The following is a 13,340-nucleotide window of genomic DNA, read 5'->3' as shown; positions in this document are numbered from 1 at the left end:
ACCCAGGGCAGCGGGCCCCGTCGAGGCGCGTCCCCGGATAACTGCGCCGCGCGCGCGATGACGGACGGCGTGCAGGGTGCGTCAGTAGGCCTTTCCGCGGGCCGAGACCGGCCAGAGCGTCTCGACCCGGCCGTTGCGGACGCCGACATACCAGTCGTGGACGTTGCAGGTCGGATCGCAGTGGCCGGGGACGAGGCGCAGACGGTCGTTGACCTTCAGCTTGCCCTCGGGATCGTCGATCACCCCGTGCTCGTCCGAGCACTTGATGTATTTCACGTCGTCGCGGCCGAAGACGAAGGGCAGGCCGGAATCGACCGACTGCACCTTCAGGCCCGCGTCGCAGATCGCCTTGTCGGCCTTGGCGTGGCTCATCACGCTGGTGAGGATGAACAGGGCGTTCTGCCACTCGCCCGCGTCGATGCGGTTGCCGTCCCGGTCGCGGATGCGCCCGTAATCGGCGTCCATGAACGCGTAGCTGCCGCATTGCAGCTCGTTGTAGACGCCGGATCCCGCCTCGAAATAGTAGCTGCCGGTGCCGCCGCCGCTGACGAGTTCCGGCTCCAGGCCCTCCCGGTTCAGCGCCGCGACGGCCTCGCGCACTTGGGCGATGGCCGCGTCGAGCTTGGCCCGCCGCTCCTCGTAGCCGTCGATGTGCTGCATGGCGCCCTGGTAGGCCTGGAGCCCCGCGAAGCGCAGGTTCGGCGCGGCCGCGACGGCCTGGGCGATCGCCACCACCTCGGGCGCGGTCTTCACGCCGCAGCGGCCGGCGCCGCAATCGATCTCGACGAAGCAGTCGAGCTGCGTGCCGTGCCGCTGCGCCGCCGCCGAGAGGTCGGCGACGTTCGCCACGTCGTCGAGGCAGACGATGATGCGGGCGCCGTGCAGCGGCAGCCGCGCCAGCCGGTCGATCTTGCCCGGGTCGCGCACCTGGTTCGAGACCAGGATGTCGGTGATGCCCGCGCGGGCGAAAACTTCCGCCTCCGAGACCTTCTGGCAGCAGACGCCGCAGGCGCCGCCGAGGCTCTGCTGGAGCTTCAGGATGTCGACGGACTTGTGCATCTTGCCGTGGGCGCGGTGGCGCATCCCGTGCGCCTTGGCGTAGTCGCCCATCTTGCGGATGTTGCCTTCCAGCGCGTCGAGATCGACGATCAGGCAGGGCGTCTGGATCTCGTCCTCGCGCATGCCGGGCAGCGCGGGGACGTCGAAGCCGACTTCGAGATCGGCGGAGCGGGCGTTCATGTGCATCGTGAGCCTCCCGTTATTGCCAGGGCAGCGCGTCGAGATCGACGTTCCCGCCCGTGATGATCACGCCCACCCGCTTGTTCGCGAAGACGGGGCGGTTCTTGAGCACCGCCGCCAGGGCGACGGCGCTGGACGGCTCCATGACGATCTTCAGCCGCTTCCAGATCAGCTGCATCGCCGCGACGATCTCGGCCTCGGAGACCGTGAGGATGTCGGCGACGTGGTGGCGGACGAAGTGCCAGGTGAGGTCCTTCAGCGGCACCTTCAGGCCGTCCGCGACTGTCACCGGCGCGTCGTCGGCGATGATCCGCCCGGCCTTCAGGCTGCGATAGGCGTCGTCCGCCTGCTCGGGCTCCGCCGCGTAGACGGCGATATGCGGGGCGAGCCCGGCCAGCGTCAGGCAGGTGCCCGACACCATGCCGCCGCCGCCGATCGGGGCGATCACCGCGTCGAGATCCGGGACCTGCGCGATCAGCTCGCGGGCGCAGGTCGCCTGCCCGGCGATGACCCGGGGATCGTTGTAGGGGTGCACGAACTCCGCGCCGGTCTCGGCGACGACCTCCGCGAAGATCGCCTCCCGGGAGGAGGTGGACGGCTCGCATTCCACCACCCGGCCGCCGTAGCCGCGCACGGCGTCCTTCTTGGCCTGGGGCGCGGTGCGCGGCATCACCACCGTGCAGGGGATGCCGCGCCGGCCCGCCGCGTAGGACAGGCAGGTGCCGTGGTTGCCCGACGAGTGGGTCGCCACGCCCCGGGCGGCCTGCGCGTCGGTGAGGCTGAAGACGGCGTTCGAGGCGCCCCGCGCCTTGAAGGCGCCGGCCTTCTGCAGGTTCTCGCACTTGAAGAACAGCCGCGCGCCGGCCGCTTCGTCGAGGATCCGCGAGGTCAGGACCGGCGTCACGTGGATGTAGGGCCGGATGCGCTCGTGCGCGGCCAGGACGTCGTCGAGGGTGGGCGTGATCATGGCGTTGTCCATGGCGCTCCCCCTCAGGCGGCCGCGCGCAGGGCGGCGGCCGGGGCGCGGCGGTACACCGCCTGCGCGGCCGCGACCCCCGATCCGAGCTCGATGCGCAGGCCGAGATCGGCCATCGCCATCTCGGCCGCGGCGATCCCCGACAGCGCCATCACGTCCGTCAGGCTGCCGAGATGGCCGATGCGGAAGACCTTTCCGGCCACCTCGCCGAGCCCCACCCCGAAGGCGACGTCATAGTGGCGCGCCGCGTGGGTGACGATCCGCGTGGCGTCGAAGCCCTCCGGCGTCCGGATCGCGCTCACCGTGTCCGAGTAGAGGTCCGGACGCGCGGCGCAGAGCTCCAGGCCCCAGGCGGCCACGGCGGCGCGGATCCCGTCCGCGATGCGGCGGTGCCGGGCGAAGACGGTCTCCAGCCCCTCGGCGAGGAGCAGTTCCGTCGACAGCTTCAGGCCGTTCAGGAGGCCGACCGCCGGCGTGTAGGGATAGGCGCCGTTGGGGTAGCCCTTCGCCATGTCGCGGATGTCGAAATAGGTCCGCGGCAGGGTGGCCGTCGCGGTGGCGGCCATGGCCTTCGGCGAGAAGGCCACGATGGCGAGGCCCGCCGGCAGCATGAAGCCCTTCTGCGAGCCGGTGACGGCGACATCGACGCCCCACGCATCCATGCGGAAATCCATGGAGGCGATCGAGCTGACGCCGTCGACCAGCAGCAAGGCGGGGTGGTTGCTGGCATCGAGGGCGCGGCGCACCGCGGCCACGTCCGAGCGGACCCCGGTCGCCGTCTCGTTGTGGGTGACGAGGACGGCCCGGATGCGGTGCGCCGTGTCGGCCGCGAGGGCCTCGGCGAAGCGGTCCGCCGGAACACCCTCCCCCCACGGGGCCTCGATCATCCGGACGTCGAGGCCGTGGCGGCGGGTCATGTCGATCCAGCGGTGGCTGAACATGCCGTGGCGCGCGGCCAGCACCGTGTCGCCGGCGCTGAGCGTGTTGGAGAGCGCCGTCTCCCACCCGCCCGTCGCCGTCGACGGGAAGATGAAGACCTCGGCATCCTCGCTCTTCAGCACCGTCTTCACGCCGGCGAGCGCCGGGTGAAGGATCTGCGCGAAGAGCGGCGACCGGTGATCCAGCGTCGGCATGTCGGCCGCACGGCGAAGCACTTCCGGCATATTGGTCGGGCCGGGAATGAAGACGGGATTCTGTGCGAACATCGGCGGCGCTCTCCTCCAATACGGGAACGATAGCACCGTCACATCGGTATTGATATTTTTTTGAAAAACTTTTTCATCTGCGTCGCGCGCAGAAAAACGGGCGTGGCAGCAACGGGTTATCTTTTTCCGTTGAACGAAAAATTTTTCCATCCTACGTGAGGCCGGTGGATGGCAGAGGCGGGGATGCCATGGATTCGGGAAGCCGGCGTCGCGGTCGTCCGAAGGGGTTCGGGGGCGCCAAGCCCACGGCGACGATCCAGGCGCTCGACCGCGCCCTCGACGTGCTCGACGTTCTGGCGGACGGCGACGGGCTGACGCTCTCGGAACTCGCCGGGACGCTCGGGCAGTCCGTGGCGACGATGCACCGGGTCCTGGCGACGCTGGAGCGCCGCGGCCTCGTCGAGATCAGTGCCGACAAGCAGGAATGGCATGTGGGTGCGGATGCCTACCGGCTCGGCTCGGCCTTCCTGCGCCGTCACAACGTCGTCGAGCGCAGCCGGTCCATGATGTGGACGCTGATGCAGGAGACGGGCGAAACCTCCAATCTCGGCGTCGAGAAGGACGGCAACGTCCTGTTCGTCAGCCAGGTGGAGACCCACGAGACGATCCGCGCCTTCTTCCCGCCGGGCTCCCTGTCGCCCCTGCACGCGTCGGGCATCGGGAAGGCGCTGCTGAGCACCTACGCGCCGGCCCGGACCGAGCGCCTGTTCCGGGGCAAGACGTTCGCGCGCTTCACCGACAAGACCATCGCCTCGCTGGACCAGCTGCGCGACGACGTCGAGGCGACCCGCCGCCGGGGCTACGCGATCGACGACGAGGAGCGGACCATCGGGATGCGCTGCGTCGCCGCCCCGATCCTCAACTTCCACGGGGAGGCCATCGCGGGGATCTCGGTGTCGGGGCCGACGCACCGGCTGTCCGACGCGCAGCTGCAGGCGATCGGCGAGCGCGTGCGAAAGGGGGCGGCGGCCGTATCACGCGCCCTCGGCGCCCCCGCCGAGGCACCGGACGCGGGCGATCGGGATTGATGCGGCGGAGCCCGGTCACGGCGTGCGCCCCGTGTCATCGCCTCTCCGATGGAGATGCGTGGATAGCGTAGCCCGCACGCGAGGGTGCATGCCGCAGCTGTCTCGACCGAAGCCCCCCGACGTCCAGACCGTTGCAACACGATCGGGAACGGCTAGCGCGCGTGACGCGGATGCGGCGGATGGACGATCCGGCCCCTCGGTTGGGGCCTGCCATCGGCGTCGATGACGGCGACGCGCCCCTCCGGTGTCGGCCGCTGAACTGGCACCGTCAGGCGGCCCTGAATGCCCCCGGGGGCCGTGACGGCCGGAATGCCGGCGGGCGCGGTCAAGCTCTGCGCCAGGGCGGCCGACGACAGGCCGATCCCGACCAGGGTACTGACCAGAAGGCGCGTGATCATGGCGGACATCCAGATTAGCCCGTGTCGCCCGGGTCATCCCGGCCGCATCGAACCTTAATCTGGGAGCGGTCGCCCCGCGCTCCAGCGCGCCGCCCGAGGTCCTGTGCGTCCGCGCACGACCTGAACGCCATCGGGATAGCCGCGCCCGCCTGCGGGACGAGGCCCGGCGACGCGAAGCCCGCGATGCCGTCCCGCGGCCGGAACCCAGCGGGACCCCGTCGCTCCGCTCCCCGATCAGGAACGGGCGATCCGCGGCGGCGGGTCTGCCGCAGGCTCGGGCAGGCGGGTGGAGAGCCGGGTCGGAAGATCGGTCAGGCGCAGGGACCGCCGGAGGGTCCGGGACAGGGCGTCGATCAGCACGGTCAGGAGCGCCGTGGCGACGATCAGCAGCATGGCGACGTCCAGGCGCAGCTCCGAGATCGCGGCGTCGACGTAGAAGCCGAGGGTGGCCACGCCCAGGATGCCGAAGATCGCGCTCTCGCGCAGGATCAGCTCCCAGCGATAGAGCAGGTAGGCCAGGAACTGGCCGTAGAGCCGGGGCACGGTCTCGTAGCTGTAGAGGTTCAGGCCGGTCGGGGCGTCGGCGCGGTAGGCGAGGCCGTCGGCGTGCCGGCCCATGAGATAGCCGACGATGCCGGCATTGTGGATGGTCAGGGCGAGGATCGCCGGCAGCATCGAGGGGCCGAGCAGCTGCAGCAGCACGTAGGCGAGCATGTATTCCGGCGTCGAGCGCACGACCACGAGGAGGATGCGCCCCAAGGGCTGCCCGATCGGGCCGGCGAAGCGGCGCGAGGTCAGGGGGAACAGGACGAGCGTGCCGAGGCCGGTCGCCACCAGCGCGATCTGCGCGAGCACGAGGGTCTGGAGGGTGCCGGGCAGGATCTGGTCCGCGAGGATCGGCCGGATCCAGTGACCGAACTGCGCCCAGGTCGCCGGGTCGAGGAAAGCCCCGGACCGAAGCGGGCTCGGCACGATGTCGTGGCCCAGGAACCGGCCGAGGCTCGCGAGCCAGTCGGTCGTCCCGATGGTCCTGGGCAGGGCGAGGACGCTGCCCACAAGCAGGACCGGCAGGGTCGAGAGGCGCATCCAGAGCCGGCGGGTGCCGATCAGGACGTAGAAGACGAGGAGCAGGGCCCCGGCCTCGGCGTAGCGGCCCTGTCGGAAGGCGGATTCGAGATGGAAGCCCATGGTCGGCAGGCCGATGAAGCCGAGCACCAGGGTGGAGCGCATGGCGCATTCGAACCGGTAGAGCGTGTAGTGCCGGAAGGCCGCGGCGACGTCGGGCAGGCGGGCATACGCGAAGGCCGAGAGCGCACCGGTCCCGTCCGGGAGGACCCGGAGGGCCGCGAGGTCTGCCTCCTCGATGATCTCGGAATAGACCTTGGCGCAGATGCCCGCGTAGGGCAGCGCGATGGCCAGGATCCCGGTTGTCGCCGACAGGCCGAACACCTGCATCAGCAGCAGGGCCCAGAACAGCTCGTGGACCGAGCGCAGGGCGGCGCAGGCCAGCCGCACGCTCCGAGCCCTGGCGAAGGGGATGGCGAGCAGGAAGCCGGCCCCGGCTCCGAGCGACACCCCGAGGACCGCGAAGGCGACGGTGTAGACGACGCTCCAGATCTCCACCGCCGGAAAGTCCGGGTGGATCAGGCCGCCGAGCAGGCGCTGGAGGTCGGCCCAGGGATGGAGGCTGGTGATCGCGAGGTCGGCGACGAGGAGCGCCGCCGCCGCGCCGCCGACGAACCAGCGGGTCACCGCGGCGTAGCCCCGGCCGGCCACCCGGTCGGCCAACAGGCGGGCGGCGCTCACGCGGCCTGCCCGTAGAACGGGGCGAGGGCCGCCTCGTCGAGGTCGCGGGCGGGGGCGTCGAGGACGATGCGGCCCGCATCGAGGACGACGATGCGGTCCGTATGCGCCAATGCGAGCGCGATGTCGTGGAGCGCCAGCACCAGTGTCCGGTGCCGCGCGGCCAGACGTTCGAGGATCAGCCCCCCCTGCCTGCGGTCGAGGGCCGAGACCGGCTCGTCACCGATCAGGATCGGGCGACCGTTGTAGAGGGCGCGCGCCACGGAGACGCGCTGCTGCTGGCCGCCCGACAACGCCCCGGCCTTGGCCCGGAGCGCGTCGGCGAGCCCGACCTCCCCGAGGATCCCGCCCACCTCCGCGAGGTCGGCACGGGCCGGGAACGCCAGGGTGCGCAGGTTGTGCAGCGTCGAGCGGCGATCGAGGCGGCCCATGTAGACATTGTGGAAGACCGAGAGCGTCCGCACCAGGGTGGCCGCCTGCGGGATCAGTGCCACGTGCGGGCGGGCCTGGGCGTAGATCAGCCCGAGCAGAGTAGACTTTCCCGCACCCGACCGGCCCATCAAGGCGACGCGCTCTCCGGCCCGGACGGTGAGGTCCACGCCGAACAGGACGGGCTTGCCGTCATAGGCCGCCGTCGCGTCCGACAGGACGATCTCGGCTTCGGCTCGGGGCGGGCTCACGGCGGCGCGCGGTTCAATCCAGCAGGCCCGTGGATTTCGCCACGCGCTCCACCGGCTCGTAGGCAGCGTTGGTCACCGGGATGAACTTCGAGCGGGCGAAGGGCGCGAGGATCGCCGGATCGGTGATGCCGATCAGCGCCGCCTTCAACCGCTCCGTGAACCCGGCACCGTAGATCGCGTCGACATCGCCGCGCACGGTCCACTGATAATCGGGGAAGGGCGGGCTCTCCCAGATGATGCCGACCTCCTTCTGGTCGACCTTGCCGGCCTTGCTGTCGAGATCCCAGACCGAGTAATCCACCGCCCCGACCTCGAAGGCTCCGGACTGGACGAGCTGGATCGTGCGGCTGTGGTCCCCGGAGAAACCGACGCGGGCGAATACTGCGTCGGGTGTCTTCCCCGGGAAGGCCTCGCGGATGAAGTATTCCGGCATCAGCCGGCCCGAGGTCGAGGCCCGGGAGCCGAACGTGAAAGTCTTGCCGGCGATCGCCTTCGGGAAGTCGGCCGTGCGCGTCAGGCCCGTCTTGGTGTTGGCGATGAGGTAGGTCTTGAAGGCCGCATCCTCGGCACCCTGCGCGATTGCCTGGGACCCGGGCGAGGCCTTGCGGGCCTGTACGCCGGTGAAGCCGCCGAACCACGCGAGCTGGACCTGCCCGTTGGTGAAAGCGGTGACCGCCGCCGGGTAGTTCTTCACCGGGATGTACGTCACCGGCACGCCGAGCTTGCCCTCAAGGTAGGTGGCGACCTTGCCGAAGCGCTCGACGAGGCGGCTCTCGTCCTGGTCGGGGATGCCGGTGAAGACGAAGGCGGGCTTCGCGCCGCCCTGCGCGCCGGCGGCCTGCGGCAGCGCGAGGCAAGCCAGGCCGGCAAGCAGCGATTGGCCCAAAGTCCGTCTCAGCATCGCGCGCCTCCTCGATTTCCGATCGTGAACGACGCCCTGCCGGCATCGATGACCCATCACCTGACAGATATTCCATGCCTTGGCACGGGCCTTCGAGAACCCCGTTGATGGTCCACGCCCCCGGCGTCCGATCGTGTCCGGCGAGGTCCACCTGCTGACGAGCATCTCGACGGCCACACTGCCGTCGGCCCGCCAGCGGCCGAAGCGCGCGAGCGCCGATGCGACGGTCATTGAAGGCGCGGCTCGCCGGTGCCCGACGGATCCGCCGCGATCGCAGCGCTGAGCCACCTGCGGCGGCCGACGCGGCCAGCCGTGCCGAAGACCCGCACTTGTCGGATGACCGGCCGCCCGGCACGGTCCATCCACGATCACGACGCCAGAGGTTCTGCCCATGGATACGCCCCCGGTCCGTCTCACCAGTCTCGCCCATGGCGGCGGATGCGGCTGCAAGCTCGATCCCGCAATCCTGCGAACGCTGCTCGCCGACCAGCCGGTCGCGGGCCCGTTCGAGCGTCTCCTGGTCGGCAACGAGACCGCCGACGACGCGGCGGTCTGGGCCCTGGACGACGGCACCTGCCTGATCGCCACCACGGACTTCTTCACGCCGATGGTGGACGACCCCCACGATTTCGGCCGGATCGCCGCCACCAACGCGATCTCCGACGTCTACGCCATGGGCGGCAGGCCGATGCTGGCGCTGGCCATCCTGGGCATGCCGGTCGGCAAGATCGCCTCCGCGATCGTCGCCGAGATCCTGAAGGGCGGCGCGGCCACCTGCGCGGAGGCGGGCATCCCCATCGCGGGCGGCCACTCGATCGACACGCCGGAGCCGATCTACGGCCTGGCGGTGATCGGATCGTGCGACCGGGCCCATGTCCGGCGCAACGCCGACGCGCGCGCCGGCGACGTCGCCATCCTGACCAAGCCCCTCGGGGTTGGGATCTACTCCGCCGCCATCAAGCGGGAGGCTCTCGATTCCGCGGGCTACGCGGATTTCATCGCCACCACGACGCGCCTCAACAGGGTCGGGGCCGATCTGGCGCGCGACCCGGAGGTTCACGCCATCACCGACACCACCGGTTTCGGCCTGCTGGGCCACGGCCTCGAACTCGCGCGCGGCGCCGGCCTGACTTTCGTCGTCGCGGGCGACGCGGTCCCGCTGCTGCCCCGGGCCGCGGCCCTCGCGCAGGAGGGCTTCGTCACCGGCGCGTCGCACCGCAACTGGGCGAGCTTCGGAAGCCACGTGACGCTGCCCGCGGGCCTGCCGGACTGGCGCCGGCATATCCTCACCGATCCCCAGACCTCCGGAGGCCTGCTCGTCACCTGCACGCCCGGGCGGGCCGAGGCGATCCTCGCCCAGTGCCACGCCGCCGGCTTCGCGCAGGCCGCCGTCGTCGGGCGGTTCGAGGCCGGCCCGGCCGCCATCCGGGTCGAGGCCTGACGCCGCTCCGATCCTGCGCGAGGCGTGCGGGGCGGCCATGCGGGCTCGACGCCGGGCAGATCTTCGCCTTCAGCGGCGCAGGACGACGCGGGAGATGTGCGCCAGCCCTCCGGTGCGGTGCGGACAGCGCGCATCGGCCATCCCAGTCCCGTCGGTCGCGGCGCGCCGCTGCGCCCGATCGGCGATCGTTCCTCGGGGGCTGCCGCTTCGCCGGCCGCTCCAGACCGGCCGGAATGGCGACGTCGATGAACGCGGCCTGACGCGACAGTTCAGGAAGCGCGCCTGGAACGGCGCGTACCGTCTTCCGCGAACCGCCGATCCGGCGCGTTCGGAACAGGAGATGGACCATGGTCCCTCGCGCATCGCCGTCGGAGCGGCCCGCACCGGCCCGGCGGCCGGACCATCGTGGGCGGCCCTATCCCGTCTGGCGCGTGCCCCGGCCCGTGGTGGTCGCATGCCCGTAGCCGGTCTACCGCGCGGCCGTGCCGGCGGGCTCCGGCCCGGGCTGCGACGTGACCCGGCGTCGTCATCGCCCCGTGGGGCTGGCACAGGATCGTGACCACCAAGACCTGCCTCATGCCCTGACGGGGCCGTCCGGCCGCCGCATTCTGGATGGCTGATACGGTTCCACCACGACTGGTCTGCCGGGCGGCGTCCCACGCCCGACAGCCTCTGCTCTTCCCGAGGGATCCCGCGATGCGCCTGCACAAAGCTGTCAGCCTCCTCCTCGCCGCGCTCATCCTCGTCGCGGCCTTGCCCGCCTCCCCGGCCTGGGCGGCGGAGAAGCGCATCGCGCTCGTGGTCGGCAACGCCGCCTATCAGGCCGGTCCGCTCGCCACCGCGGCCAATGATGCCGGGCTCATCGCCCAGACCCTGCAGGGGGCCGGCTTCGACGTGATCGGCGCCCGGGATCTCGACGAGGACGCGCTGCGGAAATCGCTGCGGGACTTCGTCGACAAGGCCGCGGCCGCCGGGCCGGACGCGGTGGCGTTCATCTACCTCGCCGGCTACGGCCTGCAGCTCGAAGGCGAGAACTACTTCGCCCCGATCGACCTGCGCGTGACCAGTGCCGCCGACGTCGCCCTGAGGGCGCTGCGGGTCTCGGACTACACGAGGAGCCTCGCGGCCCTGCCGCTGAAGGCGCGGTTCTTCGTCCTGGACGGGGCGCGGCGCGCGCCCTTCACCGTGCCCGGCAAGCCGCTGGCGGGCGGCCTCGCCCTCACCGAGGCCGAGCCGGGCAGCCTGATCGCCTTCAACGCCGCGCCGGGGACCGTGGGACCGGACGAGAAAGGCCCCTACGGCGCCTACGCCCAGGCGCTGGTCGAGATGATCCGCGAGGGCGGCCTCCCGCCGGGGCCGCTGTTCGACCGCGTGCGCCTGCGCGTCGATGCCGCCACGAAGGGGGCCGAGGTGCCGTGGGACGCCGACCGCACCGCGTCCGCCTTCGTGTTCTTCGACCGGGCCGCCGACGCCCCTGCCCTCGGCCGGGAGCGGGCCGCCACGCTCCGCGACCGGCCGCTGCGCGACCTCGGCGTGCAGGACGCCTACGCCGTCTGTCTGGAACGCGACGACCTCGCCCACTACCAGGAATTCGTGACCGATTATCCCGGCGACGCTCTGGCGCGGCGGGTCCGGGCGCTCATCGCCGCCCGGCGCGAGGCCCTGGTCTGGCGCCGCACCTGGATCGTCGGCACGCCGGACGCCTACTGGTCGTACCTCGCCCGGTACCCGCGCGGTCCGCACACCTGGGATGCCCGCCGCCGCCTCGCCACGCTCGCGGCCGCGCTGGAGCCGCCGCCCCGCTTCGCGATGATCGCCTACGACGTGCTGCCGGCTCCGCCGGACGAGATCGTGTATGTCGACCGGCCGGTGCTGTTCCTCGACGATCCGGTCTTCGCGCTGCCCCCGCCGCCGCCGCCGGCCCTCGTCTTCCTCCCGCCGCCGCCGGCCTACCTCGTGGCGCTGGCCCCCCCGCCGCCGGTCTACGGGCTCTACGCCCTGCCGACGCCGCCGGTCGTGCCGGTGCCGGCCTACGTGTCCGCGCCGGCCTACGTGGCGCCGCCGCCGAACGACGTGCTGTTCCAGAACATCCACAACACGACCGTCATCGAGCAGATCAACCGGCAGAACACGGGCGTGCAGGCGCCCGCCGCCGCGGCTGCTCCCGCGGCCGCGATCGGTGGCGCGGGCGCGCTTGCCGGGGCTGCCCTCGGCGCGGCGGCCACCCGGGTCGCTCTGCCCGCCGCCCTGCAGCAGCGCGCCGTCGCGGCGCCTCCGCCGGGAACCAACCCGGCCGCAATCGGCGGGCCGGCGGGACCGCGACCGGGCGGGCCACAGGCGGGGCCTCCCCCCTCCGCGCCGCAGGCGGCGCTTCCCGCCGTCTCCGCACAGCCGGGAGCCGCGCATGCCCTGCCCGGCGCGAACGGCCAGCCTCTTCCGGCACCCGGGGCCCGGCTGGCTCCGCCGGCTGCGTCGGCCCCGGCCGCCGCGCCCCGGCAGGCCTTCCGCCCGGCCGACATTCAGGCGCGGACGTCGGCTGGACCGGTTCGCCCTCAGGAACTCCGCGACGGCTCGGGCGCTCCGGGCCAGCCGCCGCGCGGACCTGCCGCGGATCGAGCCGTCGCGGCGCGGCCCTCCGTCGATCCCCGCGCCGCGCTGATGGCGCAACAGCGCCAGGAGGCCCTGTCCCGGCGTGCCCAGGCCCAGGCCCAGGCGGCGCAGCGCCAGCAGCAGGTCCAGGCCGCTCGCCAGCAGCAGTCTGCGCAGCGTCAACAGCAGGCCGCGCAGCGTCAACAGCAGGCCGCTGTTCGCCAGCAGCAGGCGCAACAGGCCGCCCAGCGGCATCAGGCCATGCAGGCGCAGTTCGCGCAGCAGGCGGCCCAGCGGCAGCAACAGGCCGCCGCCCGTCAGCAGCAGGCGGCGCAGCGCCAGCAGATGATGGTGCAGCGTCAGCAGATGATGGCGCGTCCGGCTCCGCCGCACCCGGGGCCGGCTCCGCATGCCGGACCGCCGCCCTCCCACGGCAATCCGCGGCCGGCCTGTCCCCCCGGACACCCCTGCCGATAAGGAGACCGCGCAGCCGGCGGGCCCGCTTTGCCCGACCCGGACACGTCCGGCGCCCGTCCGCGACGGGCGTGGGACGATGCCCGATCGGGCGCCTCGGTCGACGATCCCGGCGCCGGCGTCACCAGCGACGCGACCTGATCCGGGACCGCGCGACCAGGATGACGGTGGCGCCGACTGGGTGGCTTCGCTCCGCGCGCCGGGAAGGCGATGCCGAGGGCATCGGCCGGAAGCCGTACGAGGGGGCGCGGGGTCGATGGGCCGCCGTGGCGACAGGAGCGCCTGGCCCGCGCGCCGAAGCGGCCCGACCGGTCGAGCGTGCCGCACCGCCAATCGCACGCGTTCGGTGCCCAAAACGAAGGACATCCCGGGAGCGGGCGCTCCCGGGATGTCGCCGACCTCGCGGCCAGTCTGATCGGGCTGGGGGTGCGAAGGTCAACCTTACGGCTGCGCGCCCGCGACGGGCTCGGCCCGCCGCCACGCCCCCCGGTGCGGAACCGGGAGGCGCCCGATCGTTCTCAGTACGAGCCGAACTTGTAGTTCAGGCCGGCGCGGACGACGGCGAACTCGTCGGCGCGTCGTCCGATCGGGCTGTAGACGGCCGGG

At 72.2% G+C, this 13,340-nt stretch carries 10 protein-coding genes and 1 pseudogene; 3 read left to right on the top strand and 8 right to left on the bottom strand.

Annotation, left to right across the window (positions count from 1 at the left end; genetic code table 11):
* Positions 1–81 precede the first annotated feature (81 nt).
* From bhcC to bhcA, 3 genes are read right to left on the bottom strand one after another with little or no spacing between them, the layout of a single operon-like run.
* Positions 82–1,239: a 3-hydroxy-D-aspartate aldolase BhcC gene (bhcC, locus tag ACLBX9_RS02490; protein ID WP_432419912.1), complete on the bottom strand. Its 1,158-nt coding sequence runs from the start codon at positions 1,237–1,239 to the stop codon at positions 82–84.
* 19 nt (positions 1,240–1,258) lie between these two features.
* Entirely contained in the window at positions 1,259–2,206 is a 948-nt protein-coding gene (gene bhcB / locus ACLBX9_RS02485; protein ID WP_447717823.1) for a beta-hydroxyaspartate dehydratase BhcB, read from the bottom strand.
* A gap of 23 nt (positions 2,207–2,229) precedes the next feature.
* Positions 2,230–3,420: an L-aspartate--glyoxylate aminotransferase BhcA gene (gene bhcA, locus ACLBX9_RS02480; RefSeq protein WP_447717773.1), complete on the bottom strand. Its 1,191-nt coding sequence runs from the start codon at positions 3,418–3,420 to the stop codon at positions 2,230–2,232.
* A 188-nt stretch (positions 3,421–3,608) separates the two neighbouring features.
* Between bhcA and bhcR the strand changes: the two genes are divergently transcribed.
* On the top strand, positions 3,609–4,448 hold the full coding sequence (bhcR, locus tag ACLBX9_RS02475; RefSeq protein WP_447717772.1) for an HTH-type transcriptional regulator BhcR: 840 nt from the start codon (positions 3,609–3,611) through the stop codon (positions 4,446–4,448).
* 152 nt (positions 4,449–4,600) lie between these two features.
* Here bhcR and ACLBX9_RS02470 read toward each other — a convergent pair whose 3' ends face one another.
* The 4 genes from ACLBX9_RS02470 to ACLBX9_RS02455 form a co-directional block, all read right to left on the bottom strand.
* Entirely contained in the window at positions 4,601–4,846 is a 246-nt protein-coding gene (locus tag ACLBX9_RS02470; RefSeq protein ID WP_447717771.1) for a hypothetical protein, read from the bottom strand.
* 234 nt (positions 4,847–5,080) lie between these two features.
* Positions 5,081–6,652, bottom strand: coding sequence for a PhnE/PtxC family ABC transporter permease (locus ACLBX9_RS02465; protein ID WP_447717770.1), 1,572 nt, complete (start codon positions 6,650–6,652; stop codon positions 5,081–5,083).
* The gene (locus ACLBX9_RS02460; protein WP_010686647.1) at positions 6,649–7,329 is read right to left on the bottom strand and encodes an ATP-binding cassette domain-containing protein; all 681 of its coding nucleotides are present in this window, start codon (positions 7,327–7,329) and stop codon (positions 6,649–6,651) included. Before ACLBX9_RS02460 ends, ACLBX9_RS02465 begins: the two co-directional genes overlap by 4 nt.
* A gap of 13 nt (positions 7,330–7,342) precedes the next feature.
* Complete coding sequence (locus ACLBX9_RS02455; RefSeq protein WP_010686646.1) at positions 7,343–8,230, bottom strand: putative selenate ABC transporter substrate-binding protein; 888 nt, start codon at positions 8,228–8,230, stop codon at positions 7,343–7,345.
* A gap of 391 nt (positions 8,231–8,621) precedes the next feature.
* On the opposite strand from ACLBX9_RS02455, the gene selD reads away from it, so the two are divergent.
* Positions 8,622–9,671 (top strand): selenide, water dikinase SelD, encoded by a 1,050-nt coding sequence (gene selD, locus ACLBX9_RS02450; RefSeq protein ID WP_447717769.1) that lies wholly within the window; start codon positions 8,622–8,624, stop codon positions 9,669–9,671.
* Between the two features lie 696 nt (positions 9,672–10,367).
* Positions 10,368–12,737 carry a caspase family protein gene (locus tag ACLBX9_RS02445; protein ID WP_447717768.1) on the top strand — a complete coding sequence of 790 codons (2,370 nt, stop codon included), beginning with the start codon at positions 10,368–10,370 and terminating at the stop codon, positions 12,735–12,737.
* 515 nt (positions 12,738–13,252) lie between these two features.
* On the opposite strand, the pseudogene ACLBX9_RS02440 reads toward ACLBX9_RS02445, so the two are convergent.
* A pseudogene (locus tag ACLBX9_RS02440) lies at positions 13,253–13,340 on the bottom strand (porin family protein); the annotation flags it as partial.

It is taken from the genome of Methylobacterium sp. A49B, from assembly GCF_053346215.1.
Note: the sequence above shows the minus strand (reverse complement) of the source record. Positions and strands in the feature narration are given on the sequence as shown.

Excerpts from the sequence above, each read along its gene's own strand:
- ACLBX9_RS02455 (WP_010686646.1), bottom strand. The coding sequence starts at position 8,230 with ATGCTGAGACGGACTTTGGGCCAATCGCTGCTTGCCGGCCTGGCTTGC.
- selD (WP_447717769.1), top strand. The coding sequence starts at position 8,622 with ATGGATACGCCCCCGGTCCGTCTCACCAGTCTCGCCCATGGCGGCGGA.
- bhcB (WP_447717823.1), bottom strand. The coding sequence starts at position 2,206 with ATGATCACGCCCACCCTCGACGACGTCCTGGCCGCGCACGAGCGCATC.
- bhcA (WP_447717773.1), bottom strand. The coding sequence starts at position 3,420 with ATGTTCGCACAGAATCCCGTCTTCATTCCCGGCCCGACCAATATGCCG.
- bhcR (WP_447717772.1), top strand. The coding sequence starts at position 3,609 with ATGGATTCGGGAAGCCGGCGTCGCGGTCGTCCGAAGGGGTTCGGGGGC.
- ACLBX9_RS02445 (WP_447717768.1), top strand. The coding sequence starts at position 10,368 with ATGCGCCTGCACAAAGCTGTCAGCCTCCTCCTCGCCGCGCTCATCCTC.
- ACLBX9_RS02470 (WP_447717771.1), bottom strand. The coding sequence starts at position 4,846 with ATGATCACGCGCCTTCTGGTCAGTACCCTGGTCGGGATCGGCCTGTCG.
- bhcC (WP_432419912.1), bottom strand. The coding sequence starts at position 1,239 with ATGAACGCCCGCTCCGCCGATCTCGAAGTCGGCTTCGACGTCCCCGCG.